The following is a 19,161-nucleotide window of genomic DNA, read 5'->3' as shown; positions in this document are numbered from 1 at the left end:
CACCGGGCAATTTCCCGGCTGTCGCCCATCTCACGTAGGCGTCCTTCGGGCGGCCCTCTAAAATTTGAGTTACTTAACGGTAATTAGCGTCAGTATCACTGCGTCTTTGGAGCGTGAGAGACCGTGGCCGGATCGGCTGACTTCGACCTGTACCGCCCGTCCGAGGAGCACGACATGCTCCGCGACGCCGTCCGTTCGCTGGTCGAGGCGAAGATCGCGCCGTTCGCCGCCGCGGTCGACGAGGAGGCCCGCTTCCCGCAGGAGGCCCTCGACGCCCTGGTCGCAAACGACCTGCACGCCGTGCACGTACCCGAGGAGTTCGGCGGCGCCGGCGCCGATGCGCTCGCCACGGTCATCGTGATCGAGGAGGTGGCCCGCGCCTGCGTGTCCTCCTCCCTCATCCCGGCCGTGAACAAGCTGGGCTCGCTCCCGGTGATCCTGTCCGGCTCCGAGGACCTGAAGAAGAAGTACCTCACCCCGCTCGCCAAGGGCGACGCGATGTTCTCGTACTGCCTCTCCGAGCCGGAGGCGGGCTCGGACGCGGGCGGCATGAAGACGAAGGCGGTCCGCGACGGCGACCACTACGTCCTCAACGGCGTCAAGCGCTGGATCACCAACGCGGGCGTCTCCGAGTACTACACGGTCATGGCCGTGACCGACCCGACCAAGCGCACCAAGGGCATCTCCGCCTTCGTCGTCGAGAAGTCGGACGAGGGCGTCTCCTTCGGCGCCCCGGAGAAGAAGCTCGGCATCAAGGGCTCCCCGACCCGCGAGGTCTACTTCGACAACGTCCGCATCCCCGCCGACCGCATGATCGGCGAGGAGGGCACCGGCTTCGCCACCGCCATGAAGACCCTGGACCACACCCGCATCACCATCGCGGCCCAGGCCCTCGGTGTCGCCCAGGGCGCCCTCGACTACGCCAAGGGCTACGTCCAGGAGCGCAAGCAGTTCGGCAAGCCGATCGCCGACTTCCAGGGCATCCAGTTCATGCTCGCCGACATGGCCATGAAGATCGCCGCCGCCCGCGCCCTGACCTACCAGGCCGCGGCCGCCTCCGAGCGCGGCGACAGCGACCTCACCTTCCAGGGCGCCGCCGCCAAGTGCTTCGCCTCGGACGTGGCCATGGAGGTCACCACCGACGCCGTCCAGCTGCTCGGCGGCTATGGCTACACGCGGGACTACCCGGTGGAGCGGATGATGCGCGACGCCAAGATCACCCAGATCTACGAGGGCACGAACCAGGTGCAGCGGATCGTCATGGCCCGCAACCTGCCGTAAGGCACGCTCCCCCCGTTTCCCGGCAGCCCCCGTCCGCCTCGGACGGGGGCTGCCGGCGTATCGGCGTAGCGTGGACAGTGGGGGCGTTCCCGGGCCCGGTCCCGGTCACGGAAGGCACCGTCACCATGCCCACCAGCGAATCCCTCGACGGCCGGCGCGCGCTGGTCACCGGCGGCACCAGGGGCACCGGAGCCGCCGTCGCCGAACGCCTGCGCCGGGCCGGCGCGAGCGTGCTCGTCACCGCCCGCAGCCGCCCCGACGAGGTCGAGGAGAAGACGTTCATCGCGGCGGACCTCTCCACCGTCGAGGGCGCCGCCGAGGTCGTCTCCGAGGTGAACGCCCGCCTGGGCGGCGTCGACATCCTCGTCCACGCCCTGGGGGGATCCGAGGCTCCGGCCGGCGGCTTCGTGGTCCTCGGCGAGGACGACTGGGCCCGCGAGCTGACCGTCAACCTGCTGGCCGCCGTACGCCTGGACCGCGGCCTGCTGCCCGGCATGATCGAGGCCGGCCGGGGCGTGATCGTGCACGTCACCTCCATCCAGCGCCGGATGCCGCTGTGGAACGGCACCCTCGCCTACGCCGCCGCCAAGGCCGCGCTGACCACCTACAGCAAGGGCCTGGCCAACGAGGTCGCCGCGCACGGGATACGGGTCACCGCGGTCTCGCCCGGCTTCATCCGGACCAGCGCGGCGGACCAGTTGGTGACCCGGATCGCCGAGGAGGCGGGCGTCACCCGGGAGGTGGCTCTGGACCGGCTCATGGACTCCCTCGGCGGCATCCCGCTCGGTCGCCCCAACCGCCCCGAGGAGGTCGCCGACCTGATCGCCTTCCTGGTATCGGACCGCGCGGCTGCCATCCTCGGTGCCGAGTACGTCATCGACGGTGGCACGACCCCCAGCGTCTGAAGTCGCCCTGTGGGCCGAACGGGTGCGAAGCGGGACAGGCGTCAAATGGCAGGGCGGGGCACTCGGGCGTAGGACGGAAGCACACGGGGCCCGCCCCGGACCCCTCTCCCTCCCCAGGAGGAGCCATGCCCCAGCCCGGAACCGCCATGCCCGCCATGACCAAGGAGATGCAGGACTGCGTCGAGGCCTGCATGTCGTGCCACAACGTCTGCGAGGAGACCATGAGCTCCTGCATGCAGATGGGCGGCCAGGCCCAGATGCAGATCATGCGCGCGCTCATGGACTGCTCCGAGATGACCCGCATGTGCGCCGACATGATGATGCGTCGCTCGCCGATGTCGGCCGAGATGTGCGCGATGTGCGCCAAGGCCTGCGACATGTGCGCCGAGGCGTGTATGTCCATGCCCGACGACAAGCAGATGATGCGCTGTGCCGAGGCGTGTCGCCGCTGCGCGGAGATGTGTCGCGCGATGGCGGGCGCGCGGATGTGACCCGCTGCTGCCCATGAGGGCGTTCAGGGGCACCCCCGTGGGTGCCCTTGATCCTTTGTGCGGCACGCTGGGGCCATGATCGAGACGGATGCGACGGCGGCCTTCGACGCCGCCGAGCGGGCGATGTGGGCGGGGCGGACCGAGGCGTACGCCGGGAGCTTCGGCCGGCTGTGCGCGTACCCGGTTCCCGCGCTGCTGGATGCGGCCCGGGTCGGCGCGGGGACGCGGGTCCTCGACGTCGGGACCGGGACCGGCACGGCCGCCCTGGCGGCGGGGGAGCGGGGCGCGCTGGTGCGGGCCGTGGACGCCGACGCCGGCATGGTCGCCGAGGCACGCCGGCGCGGGGTGGCCGCGGAGGTCGCCGTCCTGCCCGAACTGCCCTTCCCGGACGGGGAGTTCGACGCCGTGGTCGGCAACTTCGTGCTCAACCACGTGGGCCGGCCGCGGGCCGCGCTCGCCGAGCTGCGGCGGGTGCTGCGGCCCGGCGGAAGGATCGCCCTGACGCTGTGGGGCGCCCGGCGCGGGGCCGGGCAGGAGCTGCTCGGGCAGGCCTGCGCGGCCGGCGGTGCCGTACCGCCGTCGTACCTGCCGCGCCTGGACCCGGACGAGGACTTCGCGCGCACCCCGCAGGGCCTGGCGGAGCTGCTCACGCAGGCCGGGTTCGGCGGTGCCGAGGCGGCGGAGCTGGCCTGGGAGCACCGGGCCGGCATCGAGGAGTGGTGGGGCGGCGCGGCCGGCGGGGTCGCCACCGTCGGGCTGGTGGTGACCTCGCAGGACGCGGAGACGGTGGCCCGGATCCGGCGGGAGTACGAGCGGCTGAGCGCCGGATACGCGGACGGGGAAGGGCAGCTCGCCCTTCCCCATGTCTCGCTGCTGGCCTCCGCGACGGCCTAGTTGCCGGTGACGGTCACCTTCTCGTCGTTCTTCAACTGGCTCACCAGCGTCTTCACCTTCGCCTTGTCCCAGACGAGGTTGCCGCCGGTGGACCCGGAGATCGGCATGTTCATCGAGGTGCCGTCACCGCCGCTGACGCCCTTCATCGCCCAGAACATGGACGCCAGGTCCCACAGGCCCATGTCCTTGTCGACGATCAGGGAGTCCAGGCCCGCGCCCATGGTCGGGTAGAGCTTGAAGGGGTTCAGGACCGTCGAGGGGGTGGCGACCTGGTGGGCCAGCGCGGCCAGGAACTTCTGCTGGTTCTTGGTGCGCTGCAGGTCGCTGGTGGCGAAGGCGTGCCGGGTGCGGACGAAGGCGAGGGCCTGCTGGCCGTTGAGGGTCTGCTTGCCCGCCTTGAAGTCGGCGCCGGACCACTTGTCCTTGAAGCCCTTGTCGATGTCGATGTCGACACCGCCGACCGCGTCCACGATGTTCGCGAAGCCCTGGAAGCCGATCTCCACGTAGTGGTCGATGTGCAGGCCGGTGTTGTACTCGATCGTGCGCACCAGGAGGGTCGGGCCGTCCTCGGCGTAGGCCGCGTTCAGCTTCTCGTGCCGGCCCTTGGCCGGGTAGATCTTCCCGGACGTCGACCCCTTGTACGAGGGGACCTCCACGTCCGAGTCGCGCGGCAGCGAGATCAGCGTGTCGCCGTTGTCGCCGACGTGCAGGATCATCATCGAGTCGGTGCGCTTGCCCTGGGCGCCACCGGTGTGCAGCTTCTTCTCGTCCGCCTTGGACATGCCCTCGCGGCTGTCCGAGCCGACGATCAGGTAGTTCGTGCCCGAGCCGGTCTCCGGCCGGTCGATGACCGTCGACAGGTCGACCTCGCGGCGCAGCTTGGAGTCGGCCCAGAAGTACGTCGCCACTGACGTGACAATCAGCACACCGGCGACGGTGATCGCGGTCCACTTGATGCGGCGGCGCCAGTTCGGCCGGGGCCGGTAGCGCCCGACGTCCGGGTCCACGTCGTTGTCGTTGGGCACGAAGCCGCCGCCGTGCCCGCCGCCGTAGACCTGGCCGGTGTTGTAGCCGCTGTCGTAGTCGTCGTAGCCGGCGCCGTCGTCGTAGCCCTGGCCGTCGACGTACGACGGCTGCTGCGGGACACCGCCGCCGTACCCGCGCTGCCCGGGCGGTCCCGCCGGGCCGCGCCGCACCTGGCGCATCACACGGGCGCCTTCCGGCTGCGCGCCGCCGCTGCCGCGTCCGTAGCGCGGGCTGCGATTGTCGTCGGACCATCCCTGGGGCCAGTCATTCATGCGCCCCAGTGTGCAGGGCGCGGGTGCGGGCCTTACAAGGGGTGTCGGAAAATCAGAGCGGCGCTGTTGCGAAGCCGTCACAAATTCCGTGAATGTCGCTTCGGCATAAGGTGGGGGCCATGACAGACCAGGCCTCGGACGCGGATCCGGACATCCCGGGCAAGCCCATATCCGCTTCCCGCACCACCCTCAGCCACATCATGACCCACAACGACACCAACCTCCTGGGGACGGTGCACGGCGGGGTGATCATGAAACTGGTCGACGACGCGGCGGGCGCGGTGGCCGGCCGGCACTCCGGCGGTCCCGCCGTCACCGCGTCCATGGACGAGATGGCCTTCCTTGAGCCGGTCCGCGTGGGCGACCTGGTCCATGTGAAGGCCCAGGTCAACTGGACCGGCCGGACCTCGATGGAGGTCGGCGTGCGGGTCCTGGCCGAGCGCTGGAACGAGTCGACCCCGCCGACCCAGGTCGGCTCGGCCTATCTGGTCTTCGCGGCCGTGGACGCCGACGGCAAGCCGCGCCGGGTGCCCCCGGTGATCGCGGAGACCGACCGCGACCGCCGCCGCAACCAGGAGGCCCAGATCCGCCGCACCCACCGCCTGGCCCGCCGACGCGCGATCCGCGAGCTGCGTGAGAAGCGCGCGGCGGAGGGCTTCGAGGACTGAGCCTCTTCAGCGGACTAAGCCTCACCAGAAGCCGGGCAGACCACCTCGTTGCCGCGCAGCGCGCTCTGCTCCGGCTTGGCCGGGTCCTCGACCTTCACCTGGTGCACGGCCTTGAAGTCGGAGCCGCCGGTCACCTTCAGCGTCTTGCCCATGCCCGGTACCGCGCGCAGTGCGCTGCCGGGCAGGGCCGCGGCCAGGGTGCGGGCGGAGCGGTCCCAGCGGGGGTCGTAGGAGATCACCGTGCGCCTGACGTCGTGCACGGCCGCGGTGGTCGGCTGGTGGGTGGTGACGAAGCCGGCCGCCGCGAGAGCCGCGTCGATCCGCTTGGCGAGCCCGGCCGTGCCGGTGCCGTTCTCCACCTGGACCCGGACCTGCCGCGGCTCGACCTCGACGGGCGCGGGCCGAGGCCCGCGGTGCGGGTGGTCCACGGTGAGCGGCTTGTCGTCGCGCAGGGCCTGGAAGAGCTTGCCGGACGCCGCCGGGTCCCACTTCAGGGTCGAGCCGAGGTCCTTCACCGGGAAGTTCATCTGCCCGATGGGCACCGTGGAGAACTCGGAGGAGGACGGGGAGAAGTTCCGCATCGCCCGGCCGAGGTCGAGCAGCTCGTCGGTGCCGAAGCCCGAGTCGGCCCGCACCGAGCCGAGCACCGCCCGGGTCACGTCCCGGAACCGCATCGGGTTCAGCAGCACCCCGGAGGAGGTGGCCCGCTCGATCAGCGCGGCCAGGAACCGCTGCTGCCGGTTCATCCGGCCCAGATCGCTCACCCCGTCCACGTGCCGGGCGCGTACGTACTGCAGCGCCTGCCCGCCGCCCAGGGTGTACGTGCCGGGCGCGAGGTCGAGTCCGGTGTACGAGTCCTTCAGCCGCGTCGTCGTGCAGATCCGGACGCCGCCGAGCACGTCCACGGTCTTCATGAAGCTGGTGAAGTCGATCTCCAGATAGTGGTCGATCTTCAGATGCGTCATGTTCTCGACCGTGGCGATGGTCAGCTGGGGGCCGCCCTCGGCGTAGGCCGCGTTCAGCTTGACGGGGTGCGGGGCGTGCCGCCGGCCGGTGCCCGGGTCGACGCGCTCGGGCACCTCGGCGTAGGAGTCGCGCGGCAGGCTCACCACGCTCGCCCGTTCCCGGTCCTCCGAGATGTGCACGATCATCATCGTGTCGGTGCAGTGGCAGGGCTGCCCGCCCAGCCGGTACGCGCGCCGCTGCGACTCGCTGATCCTGTCGCGGCCGTCGGTGCCGACCAGCAGGACGTTCATGCCGTGCCCCGCGCGGGGCCGGTTCTTCATGTCCTTGAAGGCGTCGACCCGGGTGATGCCGGCGTCCAGGCTGGTGACGACGGCGTGACCGATCCCGGCGGAGGCGAGCACGACCACGGACAGCGTGGTCACCGCCCGCATGGCCCAGCGCGGCCGCCTGGGGCGCGGGGGCCGCACGACCCGCCCAGGCTGCCGTGGCACCCGGCGGGGCGGTTGCGGTCGGCGCTGCGGCCGGGCGGGGGACCTGGGCGGGCTGGGCAAGGGACACCTCCGGACTGCGGCCGTATGCGGGATTTGTGAGCACCGTAGGCCGATACGATCTCCAGCCCGCCCGCACGCGCCCGGCGGCACGCACCGGTGTCCCCCGTTCGCGGTAACGTGAGCCCCCTATGAACGCCAAGCCCGACGTGCGACACCCCGCCGTTTCTGTGATCATGCCCGTTCTCAACGAGGAGCGGCATCTGCGCGGGGCCGTCCAAGCGATCCTCGCGCAGGAGTACGCCGGCGAGATGGAGGTCGTGATCGCCCTCGGTCCGTCCACGGACCGCACGGACGAGATCGCCGCCGAGCTGGTCGCAGAAGACCCCCGTGTGCACACCGTCCCGAACCCCACCGGCCGCACCCCCGCCGCGCTGAACGCGGCGATCAAGGCCTCCCGGCACCCGATCGTGGTCCGCGTCGACGGCCACGGCATGCTCTCGCCGAACTACATCGCGACCGCCGTGCGGCTCCTGGAGGAGACCGGCGCGCAGAACGTCGGCGGCATCATGCACGCCGAGGGCGAGAACGACTGGGAGCACGCGGTCGCCGCCGCCATGACCTCGAAGGTCGGTGTCGGCAACGCGGCCTTCCACACCGGTGGCCAGGCGGCCCCCGCCGAGACGGTCTACCTCGGTGTCTTCCGCCGCGAGGCGCTGGAGCAACAGGGCGGCTACAACGAGGAGTTCATCCGCGCCCAGGACTGGGAGCTGAACTTCCGCATCCGCGAGGCGGGCGGCCTGATCTGGTTCTCGCCGGAGCTGAAGGTGTCGTACCGGCCGCGGCCGAGCGTGAAGGCGCTCGCCAAGCAGTACAAGGACTACGGCCGCTGGCGTCATGTCGTCGCCCGCTACCACGAGGGCTCCATCAACCTGCGCTACCTCGCCCCGCCGACCGCGGTGTGCGCCATAGCGGCGGGTCTCGTGGTGGGCGCCGCTCTGACGCCGTGGGGTCTGGTGATCCCCGGCGGCTATCTGGCGGCGATCGTGGCGGGTTCGGTCCCGGCGGGCAAGGGGCTGCCGGTCAGGGCCCGGCTGCAGATCCCGGTGGCCCTCGCGACCATGCACATGTCGTGGGGCTGGGGCTTTCTGACCAGCCCCAGGTCCCTGGCGAAGCGAGTGATCGCCTCGCGGCGGCCGGCGGTGCTCGAACCCCGCTGAGCACAGGAACGAAGAGGGCCCCTCCGCACGTCGCGGAGGGGCCCTCGTGTTGCGTTCACCACTGGTAGGGCTTGTACACGTCCATGCACTGGGAGGTGTCCGAGCCGTTGATGGCGTCGGAGTTGCCGGGCAGGTCGCCGGCCTTCGGGGCGGACTTCTTGGGGTAGGCGTCGCCCGTGCGCCAGTCAGCGCCCACGACGAGGGTGACCCCCGACACGTCGGTCGACTGCTTCACCTGGCTCATCGGGATGCCCAGCGCCTTGGCGACGGCCTGTGCGTCCCCCTCCAGATCGGCGCTCGGGTAGCGCACGACGGTCCGGTCCGCGGACAGCGTCGCCGAGGTGTCGGCCGTGGCCCTGCCGTACCCCTTCCGCACGAGCGCCTGGCTGATCGTTCCGGCCCGGCCGCCGACCGCGGCCTCGGTGGAGGACTGCGTGGCGTTCTGCACCAGCACCCCGAGCCGGGCCGCGTCGACCGAAGGGGTCTTCGTCGGCTGCGACTTGCTCGCCGCCTTCTTCGCCCCCGACGGCTTGCCGTTCTTGTCGAAGGGCACGTCGTCGCGGAGCATCTGCCACAGCTTGTCGGCGCCGGCCTTCTCCGGTACGACGTGCTCGCTGTTCTGCGCGTCCTCGACGTTGGGCATCGTCACCGACGTGATGCGGTCCGACGGCACCGACTTCAGCTCCATGCCCAGGTCGTAGAGCTTCTTGACGGTGCCGATCTCCTCGGACACCTTCAGGGACTTGGTGGCCGCCTCGGCCAGGTCCATCAGCCGGCCGGTGTCGGTGAACACGTTCTGGTGCTGCAGCGTGCGGATCATCGAGTTGAGGTACATGTGCTGGGCGCGGGCCCGCATCACGTCACTGCCCCAGGCATGCCGCGTGCGCAGCCACTGCAGGGCCTGCACGCCCTCGACCTTCTTCCGCCCGGCCTTCATCTTCAGACCGGAGCCGCCGCGTTGGGCGGGCGTCGAGTGGTCCCACACGTTCTGCCGTACGCACACCTCGACGCCGCCGATGGCGTCGGCCATCTTCACCACGCCCGCGAAGTCGATCGTCATCCAGTGATCGATGTAGACACCGGTGAGGTTCTCCCAGGTGGCCAGCGTGCAACCGGCCCCGCCCCGGGCCAGGGTGGTGTTGATGATGGCGTTGGTGGCCTGGTAGACCTTGCCGGTGTCGGGGTCCGTGCACTTGGGGATGTCGACCCGGGTGTCCCGGGGAATGCTCACCATGGCGGCGCTCTTGCGGTCCGCGGAGAGGTGGATGAGCATCTGCACGTCGGCGAGCGGTGGGCTTCCGCGGTCGTACTTGGCGCCGCCGAGCTTCACGTTCTCGTCGGAGTTACGGCTGTCGGAGCCGATCAGCAGGATGTTCAGCGGGGTCTGGCCGGCCGCGTTCGGCCGGGTCCGCTGTGCCTTGGAGTCGTCGCCGTTGCTGCGGCGACCCTTCTGGATGTTGCCGTTCAGGTGCTCGTAGTACAGGTATCCGGCGCCGGCCGTGCCGAGTATCACCACCGCCAGCACGGTCGCCGACCAGCGCAGCGCGCGCCGTTTGGGCCCCCGCCGCCCGGTCTTCGGGCCGCCGCCGCGACGCCCGCCGCCGTGCCGTCCGGACCCCTCGGGCGCCTTGGCGGCCTGCGGCGTGAGCGCCATCGTGTCCTCGACCGCAGGAGGCTCCCCGCGCACATCGCTCTGCGACAACTCCCTGCCCTCCCCACCCTGCGCCATGAAACGGGTCCGTCCCGCGCCGAGTTAGACGCACGACGGACCCGATGGGTTACCTACGAGGCGCACTGAACCTTGTCCGCCGTGGACTTGTCGACCGACGGAGCCTTCGTCGGAGCGGTGAGGCGGACGCCCGCACCCTTGAAGTCCTTGCCCAGGGTGAGCGTCATCGCGGGCAGCCCCTGGGAGTTGGTCACGCTCTTGCCCGGCTTCAGCGCGCTTCCGGACAGCCCCATCAGGGCTGCCAGTTCACGCGCCTGGGGCGCCTGGTCGGGCGCGTACTCGAGCGTGGTCCTGCTCAGTTCCGCGGGCGCGTTGCCCGCGTTCTCCGACTTGAGCACGCCCTCCTGGGTCTGCAGCCACTGCAGGGTCTCCTGCGCGCTGCCGGCCTCGGCGCCGCCGTTGAGGACCCGCACCCGCACCTCGGAGGGCTGGGACTTGCTGCCCTTGAGGCGGGCGGCCGCCGCGTCCTTGGCCGCCTTCTGCTTCTTCTTCACCTCGGTGAAGGAGACGTCGTTCCTGATGGCGTCGAAGACCTCGGGCGCCCTCGTCTTGTCGACGACGACCGTCGCGTGGACCTTCTCGGCCGGGTTGTCGACCACCGGCACCGTCATGAACGAGATGTTCTTCGGCGGCACCTTCTTCAGCTCCAGCGCCACGTCCTTGAGCGTGCTCACCTTGCCGATGCCCTTGTCGACGGTCAGCGCCTTGGTGGCCGCCTCCGCCAGCTTCACCAGCTTGGTCGGGCTGGTGAGGGTGTCGCTGGAGGACATCTTGCGCATCAGCGAGCCCATGAACTGCTGCTGCACCTTGATGCGGTCCAGGTCGCCCTGGTTGCCCCAGCTGTGCCGGGTGCGGACGAACGCCAGCGCCTGCTCGCCCGCGATCTTGGACGCGCCGGCGGGCAGGTCCAGATGCGACTGCTTGTCCTTCACGGCGTGCTTGAGGCACACGTCGACGCCGCCTACCGCCGTGGTCAGCGTCTTCACGGCGTTGAAGTCGACCATCATGAAGTGGTCGGGCTCGATGCCGGTGACCGCCTTCACCGTGCGCATCGTGCAGCCCGGGTCCCGGCCCTCCTGGCCCAGGCTGGTGTTGAAGCGCACCCCGTCGGTACCGGGAATGACCTTCTTGGTGTCGTCGGCCTGCGTGGTCTCGCAGTCCGGCACGTCCACGATCAGGTCGCGCGGAATGCTCAGCGCGGTCGCGTTCGTCCGGTCCTTGGCGACGTGCAGCAGGATGTTGGTGTCCGCGTGCCCGACGCTGCCGGAGTCGCCGTAGCCCTCGTTGCCCTTGCCGGTCCGCTTGTCGGTGCCGATGATCAGGATGTTGAAGGCGTCGTCCTTGCTGAAGCTGTTCTTGGCCGCGTCGCCGACGTCCGTGGTGGTGACGTTGCCTTCCAGGTGCTTCAGGTAGAGGTAGCCGGCCGTGCCCACGGCGACCAGGACGAACGCCGTGCCGCCGGCGGTCCACGCCAGCACCTTCTTGGCCTTCGACTTCTTCTTCACCGGCCGCCGACCGCGCCGCGTCGGCGGCGGCTCGGGCTCGGCGCCCCGGCGCCGGCCCGACCGGGGACCCGGCACCTCGGCGCCGCGCACCTCCCGCATCTCGCGCGTCTGCCCCCCCGCCGCGTCGCCGCGGCCGCGCCGGGCACCGCCGGAATCACGGGAGTTCGGTCTCCGCGGACCGGGAACCGACGACTGCGGTGCGGAAGCGCTCAGTCGCAGTTCGTATTCGCCGGTGTTCGGATTGAGTACCCACTGGTCTGCGGGGTCGATGTTGTCCGCCCGCCCACGGCCTTGCGCGTCCACGGTTGTTCGAATCCTCCGTCGGGGCCACGCGGCGCCTTCCCCCTCAAAGGCGCTCGGGTCTCGGTGAATCAGTGCGCGACCCCAGGACGGACCTCGTGGCCGGGTGCACCGGATCGCTCACACTATCCGCCCAGTTCAGCGTCAAGCGACGCCGGTGACAAATTCCACCTTCCTACAACTGGGCAATCCCCCTCATATTTCTGAACTGAAGTTCGTCGTCTTGGTGCGCGCCTCACTCGCAGGTGTGCTCGGCCGCTGTGTTCCCACGGAACGTCGGAGCGGCGGAGGGACCGTTCCCCGGACCCGCCCCGGGGGTCTCCGTGAGAACTTCCTGAGAATCCGACCGCGCCACCACCACCGGCTCGTCCGCCCGCAGCCGCGCGAACAGCCTCTCGGCCTCCGGCTCCACGAGTTGGTCACGATTGGCGTCGTAGACGTACGACTCGCGCGGAACCGTCAGGAACTGCACATGTTCCGCGGGGATGTCCCGCAGTCCGCGGACCAACTGGTACAAACCGCGCAGACTTGCCAGTTCCGGATCCGTGGTGAGCGAGGAAGTGGCCGCGTCCAGCACCGGATACAGCTTCACGGGGTTCAGCAGGACGTCGTTGCTCTGCACCTTGTTGACGAGCGCGCCCAGGAACCGCTGCTGCCGCTCCATCCGCTCGGTGTCGCTGCCGTCGCCGATCGACTTGCGGGCCCGCACGTACCCGAGTGCCTGCTCCCCGTCGAGGGTCACCCGGCCCGCGGGGAGCTTCAGCTTGGCCGCCTTGTCGTCGATGGGCTCCTTCAGGCACACCTGGACCCCGTCGACGGCGTCGACCATCTCCTTGAACCCGCTGAAGTCGACCACCATGTGATGGTCGACCCGGATGTCCGTCAGCTTCTCGACGGTACGGATGGTGCACGCCGAACCGCCCACCTGGAAGGCGTGGTTGAACATCGCGAACACCGGATCGCTGCGGCTGCCGTCCGCCCGCCGGCAGCTGGGGACGTCCACCATCAGGTCCCGGGGCAGCGAGACGGCGGTGGCGCTGCGCCGGTCGGCGGCCAGATGCAGCAGGATCGTGGTGTCGGACCGCTCGCTGCCCAGGTCCCGCCCGTACTGCCCGTTCCCGTCCCCGGCCCGGGTGTCCGACCCGATCAGCAGGATGTTCTGCGCGCCCCGCACCAGCGCGGTGGGCCGCTCCCGCTCGTACCGGGCGAGTTCCGCCGCGGCCGCGTCGTCCGGGGTGATGTTGGCGCTGAGCTTGGCGTACACGGCCCACCCCGCCCCGGCCGCCGCCACGACGACCACGCCCACCGCCAGTGCTGCCCCTGAGACCCACCGCCGCCGGCGCCGCAGGAGCCCCTCCCCGGCGGCCGAGGCCCCGAGCCCCCGACGAACGCTGTCGTTCACGGTGCGGGCCCCCTCATGGCGTACGAGCGTCATGCCTCTGCTCTTACGACGATGGCGGGGGAGCGGGGCGGGAGCCGCCCTTTGCTGCTCCACCTGGGTGAGGGCCGGCCCGATGACCGCCCCCGCCCCTCTCAGCGGCGCAGCACGGTCACCCTCTCGCTCTCGACCCGCTTGGCGAGAGCTTCCTCATCCAGCCGGTCGACATTCCTGCACAGCACCACGGACCCCCCGGAAGCCAACGGCGCGTACAGCCCCGCGCTCAAGCCCTCCCACGTGTCGTACGACAACCCGGACAGCAACCGGGACCCGGGCCCGGTCAGCTCCAGCGAAGCCGCATCCGCCAGGGCCCGCTCGACCACCTCGCCTCCACTGAACTCGGCCCCCGCGACGATCAGCGCCGCCTCCTCGGGATCCACGGGCGCGAACGGCACGAACCGATCCCCCTGGCTCGGCACCTCCACGGCATAGTCGGCGAAGCCGTCCGGCGCCTGCGGGAACCGCCCGCCCAGCGGCCGCAGCGCGAGAGCGACCCGCTCCCCGCGGCACGCCCGCGCCGCCTCCAGGGAGTCCGGCCCGCTGACGACGACGTCGGCGGCGGCCGGGTCCCCGGCCACATCCGCCACCGCCCCCACCGACGCACAGGCGAGCAGCCACACGGCCGTCTGCCAGTGCGCGGGCAGCAGCAGTGCGACCCGGTCGCCGGGTCCGGCGGACAGGTCGCCCTGAAGGAGATTCGCGGTCTTGGCCACCCAGTTGGCGAAGGTGGCGACGGACAGTTCGACGCGTTCGCCCGTGGCGTCGTCGTAGAAGGTCACCAGCGGGCGGCCGGGATCCGCGGCGAGCGCGGAACGCAGCAGGTCGGCAGGGGTGCGATCGGTGGCATTCACCCGCGCAAGAGTACGCCGGGGCCGGCCCGTCACCTGCTCCCAGACCCCCTCCGTCATCCGCGGTATCCACCGCTACTACGAAGCTCGGGCTCTTCGGGGCCAATCCCAGCGGAAAGACATATCTGACGTCGGGCAGTGGCAATCTCCACCCAAAGGGGAAGAACGTACGACTGAACGTGATCTCCGGCCATCGGGACGGGTGGGGGAGGCTCGCGGACGGCGGGGGGTCGGTCGGGGGAAACCGGACGCCGATCTCGCGGGACACCGCGCGGCCGACCAGGGCGCCGTCGCACGGTCTGCATACACTGGCCGGCCGAAACGAGTAGTTCGGCCGGTCCCGGCAGGAAGCAGAGACGACAGGTGACAGAAGCGATCCTCCTGGTCGGCGGCAAAGGCACCCGGCTGCGTCCGCTCACGGTGCACACGCCGAAGCCCATGGTCCCGGCGGCCGGGGTGCCGTTCCTCACGCACCAGCTGGCGCGGGCGAGAGCGGCGGGCGTGGAGCACATCGTGCTCGCGACGAGCTATCTCGCCGAGGTCTTCGAGCCCTACTTCGGTGACGGCGCCTCCCTCGGGCTGCACATCGAGTACGTCACCGAGGAGGAGCCCCTCGGCACGGGCGGCGCCATCCGCAACGTGGCGTCGCGTCTGCACTCCGGCCCCGACGACCCGGTGCTGATCTTCAACGGCGACATCCTGACGGGCCTGGACATCAGACGGCTCGTGCACACCCACGCTTCGACGGGCGCGGACGTCTCCCTGCACCTCACCAAGGTGACGGACCCGCGCGCCTACGGCCTGGTCCCCACCGACGACACCGGCCGCGTCCTCGCCTTCCTGGAGAAGCCGCAGACACCGGAGGAGATCGTCACCGACCAGATCAACGCGGGGGCGTACGTCTTCCGCCGCTCGGTCATCGACACGATCCCGGCGGGCCGTCCGGTGTCGGTGGAACGCGAGACCTTCCCGGACCTCCTCTCCGCCGGGGCCCACCTCCAGGGCATGGTCGACTCCACGTACTGGCTCGACCTCGGCACCCCCGCCGCCTTCGTCCGCGGCTCGGCGGACCTCGTCCTCGGCCGGGCCCCTTCCCCCGCCGTCCCCGGCCGCTGCGGCGACCGTCTGATCCTGCCCACGGCCACGGTCGCCCCGGACGCGAAGCTGACGGGCGGCACGGTGGTCGGCGAGGGCGCGTTCGTGGCGCAGGGCGCGCGGGTCTTCGGCTCGACGATCCTCCCCGGCGCCGTCATCGAACCCGGCGCCGTCATCACCGACTCCCTCATCGGCACCCGGGCCCGAGTCGGCGAACGCTCCGTCCTCACCGGCACGGTCATCGGCGACGGCGCGGTGGTCGGCCCCGACAACGAACTCCGCGAGGGAGTACGCGTGTGGTGCGACGCCCACATCCCAGCGGGTGCGCTCCGCTTTTCTTCGGATCAGTAGCCTGCGGGGCCCCCTTCGGACCGTCGTTCGCCTGCGGGCCGGTGGGGGCTGATCGCGCAGTTCCTCGCGCCCCTAAAAACCTGCGTAGCTGCGGGCAGTCGTGCCGCTGGGGCGATGGGGGTCCCCCCTGCTCGAGCGAAGTCGAGAGCTTGGGGGAGGGTGGGCGCAGCGGCACCCCGCCAGCGCCGGTGAGCGGACCCACCCCCGGCCGGCTGCAGCGCAGGGCGACTTACAGCAAACCGATGTCCACCCGAGGCATCTTCGGCGCCCTTCGCGCAGGCACCTGCCCGCTCAGCAGGATCAACCGAGCCGCCCGATGCCGCTGCCCGGCATACGGCTCAAGCAAGCGCAGCATCTCCGCATCGTCGGCATCCCGATCCCCGGCCAACGCCCACCCCACGATCCCCGGCAGATGCAGGTCCCCGACCGTCACGGCATCCGCCGCCCCATGACTCCGCTGCACAACCTCAGCCGACGTCCACGGCCCGATCCCCGGCACGACCTCCAACCGCGCCTGAGCCTCACCCGCCGACATCCCCACCCCCTGCTCCAGCCGCGCGGCAACCCGCACGGCCCGCAGAATCGTGGAGGCCCGCTTGTCGTCGACCCCGGCCCGATGCCACTCCCAGGAGGGAATCAGCGCCCAGGTCCGAGGCGCCGGCATCACCCACATCGGCCGCTCGCTCACCCCCGCAGGCCCGGGCGCCCGCTCCCCGAACCTCCGCACCAGCAACCGCCACGCCCGATACGCCTCATCGGTCGTGACCTTCTGCTCCAGCACCGACGGAATCAACGACTCCAGCACCAGCCCGGTCCGCGTCAGCCGCAGCCCCGGCCGCCGATGCCGCGCCAGCGCCACGACCCGGTGCCGCGGCACGAACGCGTCCGGATCATCGGCGGCACCGAGCAGCTCCGGCACCTGCTCCAGCAGCCACTCGGCACCCGGCCCCCACGCCTGCGCGCGCACCTCACCGCCGTGGACGTACACCCGCAGCGTCCCGGGCCCGGCGGGCGTCCGGCAGGCCCGCCACACGGACCCGTCCCGCGTCGCCCGGAACGTCGGATCGGCCGGCCCGCGCCGCAGCGGCCCCAGCACCAGCCCGAGATCGAGCGGCCCGTCCGGCACCCAGCTCCGCACCCGCGCAGCGGCCCCCGCCCCCTGCCCGGGGACCCCGGCGGGCACGGCGACCTCTCCACCGCGCACGGTCGTACGAGTGGGCCGCGGAGCGAATCGTCCTGCCACGAATGAGTCCTACGAGTCCGAGTCCTAGGTGTCCTGAGAGTCCTGCGGGTGTCGGCGCCATCGGCGCCGCCGCCGTCCTACGAGACTAGGCGAGAGCGGGCGGTCGTACGGGCCCCTCACCGCACCTCGATGAACGCCCCCGCGTCCCGCTCGGGCCGCGGCCTCGGCTCCTCGGCCGGATCCCCGATCGCCACCGCCCCCATCGGATCCCAGTCCGTCGGCAGCCCCAGCACCTCGCGCACCACGTCCCGGCAGAACATCGTCGAGGACACCCACGCCGAGCCCAGCCGCTCCCCGGCCAGCGCCACCAGGAAGTTCTGCACGCCCGCCCCGGCCGCGACCACGAACATCTCCCGCTCGGCGCCGTCCCGCCGCGGGTCCCCGTAGGTGTGCGAGCCGTCCATGACGAGGCAGGGCACGGCCAGATACGGCGCGTGCCGCAGTACGTCCCCACGCCGGACCCGCTTGGCGATGGACTCCTCGCTCTTGCCGTCCCGGCGCAGATCCGCGATCCAGGCGTCGCGCATCGCGTCGAGCAGCCGTACCCGCGACTCCTCCGACTCCAGCAGCACGAACCGCCAGGGTGTGGTGTGGTGCGGCGCGGGCGCGGTCACCGCCGCGGCCACCGCACGCCGGACCGCGCCCGGGTCCACGGGGGCGTCGGTGAAGGCCCGCACGGTACGGCGCTGGGCCACCGCTTCCCGCACGGCCTCGGACGTGCCGAGCCGGAACATGTCGTCCTGCGCGGTACGCACCAGCGCCCGCGCCCCCTCGCCGTGCTCGTCGGCCACGGCGTGGGCCAGGCCGCGCACCACGGCGACCGGCCGTCCCGCCGCCTTGCCCTTGACCAGGTCACCGGCGGCGGCCAGTTCGTCCGCGGTGGCGACGACGGTGGCGCTGAGCGGATTGCCGTACGCGTCCGTGCCCCCGCGCAGATCGTCCAGCACACGCACCCCGGCGGCGCCGATCGCGACGTCCGTGAGCCCCGAGCGCCAGGGCCGCCCGAAGGTGTCGGTGACGACCACCCCGACGTTGACGCCGAGGGTGTCGCGCAACCCGTCGCGGATCGCGCGCGCGGAGGCGTCCGGGTCCTCGGGCAGCAACAGCACTGTCCCGACAGGGGTGTTGGAGGCGTCGACCCCGGCGGCGGCCATGACCAGGCCCTGCCGGTTCTCGACGATGCGCAGCGTGCCGCGCCGGGCCACCACCCGCACGGTCTCGGCTTCGATCGCGGCCTCCCGATCGGCCGCCTCGACGATCCGCCCCTCGGCCTTGGACACGATCTTGGACGTCACGAGCAGCACGTCCCCGTCGACCAGGCCGGGCTCGGTCGCGGCGATCAGCTTGGCGAGATCGTCACCCTGCTGCACCTCGGGGATGCCGGGCAGGGCCCAGACCCGGTACTCCGCGCGCTCCTCGCTCACGCTCCCCGCACCTCCTCGGCGAGCGCCAGCGCCTCCCGCGCCATCTGCGCGGTCGCGTCCAGGTCGGTCATCATCAGCGGTACGGCCCTGCAGCGGATCCCGTCCGCCTCGACCCGCTCGACCGCGCCCGCGTCGACGGTGTCGACCAGCCAGCCGTCCAGCAGCCCGGAGCCGTAGTGCTCGGCGACCGCCGCCGCCGTGGACTCCACGCCGACCGCGGCGAGCACCTTGTCGGCCATCCCGCGCACGGGCGCGTCACCGACGATGGGGGAGAGGCCCACCACCGGCACGCCCGCGTTCGCGATCGCCTCCCGGATGCCGGGCACGGCGAGGATCGTGCCGATGGACACGACCGGGTTGGACGGCGGGAAGAGGATGACGTCCGCCTCGGCGATGGCCTCCAGGACACCGGGCGCGGGCTTGGCCTGCTCGGCGCCGACCGGCACGACCGCCTCGGCCGGGACCGAGGCGCGCAGCCGTACCCAGTACTCCTGGAAGTGGATCGCCTTGCGCTCGCCGTCCGTCTCGACCGCCACGTGCGTCTCCACGCGGTCGTCGGTCATCGGGATCAGCCGCACGCCCGGCTTCCAGCGGTCGCACAGCGCCTCGGTGACCGCGCTCAGCGGATAGCCGGCGCCCAGCATCTGGGTCCGCACGATGTGCGTGGCGAAATCCCGGTCGCCGAGCCCGAACCAGTCCGGGCCGACGCCGTAGGCCGCCAGTTCCTCCTTGAGATGGAAGGTCTCGTCGGCCCGCCCCCAGCCCTGCTCCTCGTTGATGCCGCCGCCCAGCGTGTACACCACCGTGTCGAGGTCGGGGCAGACCTTCAGCCCGAAGAGGTGGATGTCGTCACCGGTGTTGCCGATCACCGTGATGTCCGCGTTCGGCGCGGCCTGCTTCAGACCGCGCAGGAACCGGGCACCACCGATGCCGCCTGCCAGAACCACAATGCGCATGGGGACAAGTCTGGCAGGCGGGTACGACAACGCGTCAGGTGGTCAATCGGTCAGACGATCA

Annotated in this window: 16 protein-coding genes and 1 pseudogene; 8 read left to right on the top strand and 9 right to left on the bottom strand. The window is 71.3% G+C overall.

Annotated elements, in window-relative coordinates; translation table 11 throughout:
• The first annotated feature begins 123 nt into the window (after positions 1 to 123).
• The 4 genes from ACFY3C_RS42750 (at position 124) to ACFY3C_RS42735 (ending at position 3,571) form a co-directional block, all read left to right on the top strand.
• Positions 124 to 1,281 carry an acyl-CoA dehydrogenase gene (locus ACFY3C_RS42750; RefSeq protein WP_390774751.1) on the top strand — a complete coding sequence of 386 codons (1,158 nt, stop codon included), beginning with the start codon at positions 124 to 126 and terminating at the stop codon, positions 1,279 to 1,281.
• Between the two features lie 125 nt (positions 1,282 to 1,406).
• On the top strand, positions 1,407 to 2,186 hold the full coding sequence (locus tag ACFY3C_RS42745) for an SDR family oxidoreductase (RefSeq protein WP_386581475.1): 780 nt from the start codon (positions 1,407 to 1,409) through the stop codon (positions 2,184 to 2,186).
• Positions 2,187 to 2,311: 125 nt separating this feature from the next.
• Complete coding sequence (locus ACFY3C_RS42740) at positions 2,312 to 2,677, top strand: four-helix bundle copper-binding protein (protein ID WP_386581474.1); 366 nt, start codon at positions 2,312 to 2,314, stop codon at positions 2,675 to 2,677.
• A gap of 75 nt (positions 2,678 to 2,752) precedes the next feature.
• On the top strand, positions 2,753 to 3,571 hold the full coding sequence (locus ACFY3C_RS42735; RefSeq protein ID WP_390774750.1) for a class I SAM-dependent methyltransferase: 819 nt from the start codon (positions 2,753 to 2,755) through the stop codon (positions 3,569 to 3,571).
• Here the strand turns inward: ACFY3C_RS42735 and ACFY3C_RS42730 are convergent.
• Complete coding sequence (locus ACFY3C_RS42730; protein ID WP_390774749.1) at positions 3,568 to 4,869, bottom strand: LCP family protein; 1,302 nt, start codon at positions 4,867 to 4,869, stop codon at positions 3,568 to 3,570. The genes ACFY3C_RS42735 and ACFY3C_RS42730 overlap by 4 nt on opposite strands.
• Before the next feature lie 119 nt (positions 4,870 to 4,988).
• On the opposite strand from ACFY3C_RS42730, the gene ACFY3C_RS42725 reads away from it, so the two are divergent.
• Positions 4,989 to 5,537 carry an acyl-CoA thioesterase gene (locus ACFY3C_RS42725; RefSeq protein WP_386581469.1) on the top strand — a complete coding sequence of 183 codons (549 nt, stop codon included), beginning with the start codon at positions 4,989 to 4,991 and terminating at the stop codon, positions 5,535 to 5,537.
• Between the two features lie 14 nt (positions 5,538 to 5,551).
• Here the strand turns inward: ACFY3C_RS42725 and ACFY3C_RS42720 are convergent, their stop codons facing one another.
• Positions 5,552 to 6,934, bottom strand: coding sequence for an LCP family protein (locus ACFY3C_RS42720; protein WP_390774766.1), 1,383 nt, complete (start codon positions 6,932 to 6,934; stop codon positions 5,552 to 5,554).
• A gap of 248 nt (positions 6,935 to 7,182) precedes the next feature.
• Between ACFY3C_RS42720 and ACFY3C_RS42715 the strand changes: the two genes are divergently transcribed.
• Positions 7,183 to 8,211, top strand: coding sequence for a glycosyltransferase family 2 protein (locus ACFY3C_RS42715; protein WP_386581467.1), 1,029 nt, complete (start codon positions 7,183 to 7,185; stop codon positions 8,209 to 8,211).
• Between the two features lie 55 nt (positions 8,212 to 8,266).
• On the opposite strand, the gene ACFY3C_RS42710 is transcribed toward ACFY3C_RS42715, so the two are convergent.
• From ACFY3C_RS42710 to ACFY3C_RS42695, 4 genes are all read right to left on the bottom strand, one after another.
• On the bottom strand, positions 8,267 to 9,865 hold the full coding sequence (locus ACFY3C_RS42710; RefSeq protein WP_386581495.1) for an LCP family protein: 1,599 nt from the start codon (positions 9,863 to 9,865) through the stop codon (positions 8,267 to 8,269).
• A gap of 128 nt (positions 9,866 to 9,993) precedes the next feature.
• A complete protein-coding gene (locus tag ACFY3C_RS42705) occupies positions 9,994 to 11,748 on the bottom strand; it encodes an LCP family protein (RefSeq protein ID WP_390774748.1) in 1,755 nt (584 codons plus the stop codon).
• Between the two features lie 232 nt (positions 11,749 to 11,980).
• Entirely contained in the window at positions 11,981 to 13,180 is a 1,200-nt protein-coding gene (locus tag ACFY3C_RS42700) for an LCP family protein (protein ID WP_390774747.1), read from the bottom strand.
• 98 nt (positions 13,181 to 13,278) lie between these two features.
• On the bottom strand, positions 13,279 to 14,034 hold the full coding sequence (locus ACFY3C_RS42695) for a TIGR03089 family protein (RefSeq protein WP_390774746.1): 756 nt from the start codon (positions 14,032 to 14,034) through the stop codon (positions 13,279 to 13,281).
• A 74-nt stretch (positions 14,035 to 14,108) separates the two neighbouring features.
• Between ACFY3C_RS42695 and ACFY3C_RS42690 the strand changes: the two are divergent.
• Positions 14,109 to 14,360, top strand: a pseudogene (locus ACFY3C_RS42690) (hypothetical protein); the annotation flags it as partial.
• A gap of 34 nt (positions 14,361 to 14,394) precedes the next feature.
• Positions 14,395 to 15,477 (top strand): sugar phosphate nucleotidyltransferase, encoded by a 1,083-nt coding sequence (locus ACFY3C_RS42685; protein ID WP_386581460.1) that lies wholly within the window; start codon positions 14,395 to 14,397, stop codon positions 15,475 to 15,477.
• A gap of 229 nt (positions 15,478 to 15,706) precedes the next feature.
• On the opposite strand, the gene ACFY3C_RS42680 is transcribed toward ACFY3C_RS42685, so the two are convergent.
• The 3 genes from ACFY3C_RS42680 to cofD form a co-directional block, all read right to left on the bottom strand.
• Entirely contained in the window at positions 15,707 to 16,720 is a 1,014-nt protein-coding gene (locus ACFY3C_RS42680) for a DNA-3-methyladenine glycosylase family protein (protein WP_386581459.1), read from the bottom strand.
• Between the two features lie 116 nt (positions 16,721 to 16,836).
• A complete protein-coding gene (locus ACFY3C_RS42675; protein WP_390774745.1) occupies positions 16,837 to 18,144 on the bottom strand; it encodes a coenzyme F420-0:L-glutamate ligase in 1,308 nt (435 codons plus the stop codon).
• Positions 18,141 to 19,100 carry a 2-phospho-L-lactate transferase gene (gene cofD, locus ACFY3C_RS42670; protein WP_390774744.1) on the bottom strand — a complete coding sequence of 320 codons (960 nt, stop codon included), beginning with the start codon at positions 19,098 to 19,100 and terminating at the stop codon, positions 18,141 to 18,143. The genes ACFY3C_RS42675 and cofD overlap by 4 nt, the downstream gene beginning before the upstream one ends.
• Between the last annotated feature and the right edge of the window lie 61 nt (positions 19,101 to 19,161).

It is taken from the genome of Streptomyces sp. NPDC001410, from assembly GCF_042895235.1.
Lineage (GTDB): Bacteria > Actinomycetota > Actinomycetes > Streptomycetales > Streptomycetaceae > Streptomyces.
The sequence above is the reverse complement of the archived record's forward strand: the minus strand, read 5'-3'. Positions and strand labels throughout refer to the sequence as shown.

Bases quoted from the DNA above. Each gene is read 5' to 3' on its own strand.
- ACFY3C_RS42745 (WP_386581475.1), top strand. From the start codon at position 1,407: ATGCCCACCAGCGAATCCCTCGACGGCCGGCGCGCGCTGGTCACCGGC.
- ACFY3C_RS42740 (WP_386581474.1), top strand. From the start codon at position 2,312: ATGCCCCAGCCCGGAACCGCCATGCCCGCCATGACCAAGGAGATGCAG.
- ACFY3C_RS42735 (WP_390774750.1), top strand. From the start codon at position 2,753: ATGATCGAGACGGATGCGACGGCGGCCTTCGACGCCGCCGAGCGGGCG.
- ACFY3C_RS42730 (WP_390774749.1), bottom strand. From the start codon at position 4,869: ATGAATGACTGGCCCCAGGGATGGTCCGACGACAATCGCAGCCCGCGC.
- ACFY3C_RS42725 (WP_386581469.1), top strand. From the start codon at position 4,989: ATGACAGACCAGGCCTCGGACGCGGATCCGGACATCCCGGGCAAGCCC.
- ACFY3C_RS42720 (WP_390774766.1), bottom strand. From the start codon at position 6,934: ATGCGGGCGGTGACCACGCTGTCCGTGGTCGTGCTCGCCTCCGCCGGG.
- ACFY3C_RS42715 (WP_386581467.1), top strand. From the start codon at position 7,183: ATGAACGCCAAGCCCGACGTGCGACACCCCGCCGTTTCTGTGATCATG.
- ACFY3C_RS42710 (WP_386581495.1), bottom strand. From the start codon at position 9,865: ATGGCGCTCACGCCGCAGGCCGCCAAGGCGCCCGAGGGGTCCGGACGG.
- ACFY3C_RS42700 (WP_390774747.1), bottom strand. From the start codon at position 13,180: ATGACGCTCGTACGCCATGAGGGGGCCCGCACCGTGAACGACAGCGTT.
- cofD (WP_390774744.1), bottom strand. From the start codon at position 19,100: ATGCGCATTGTGGTTCTGGCAGGCGGCATCGGTGGTGCCCGGTTCCTG.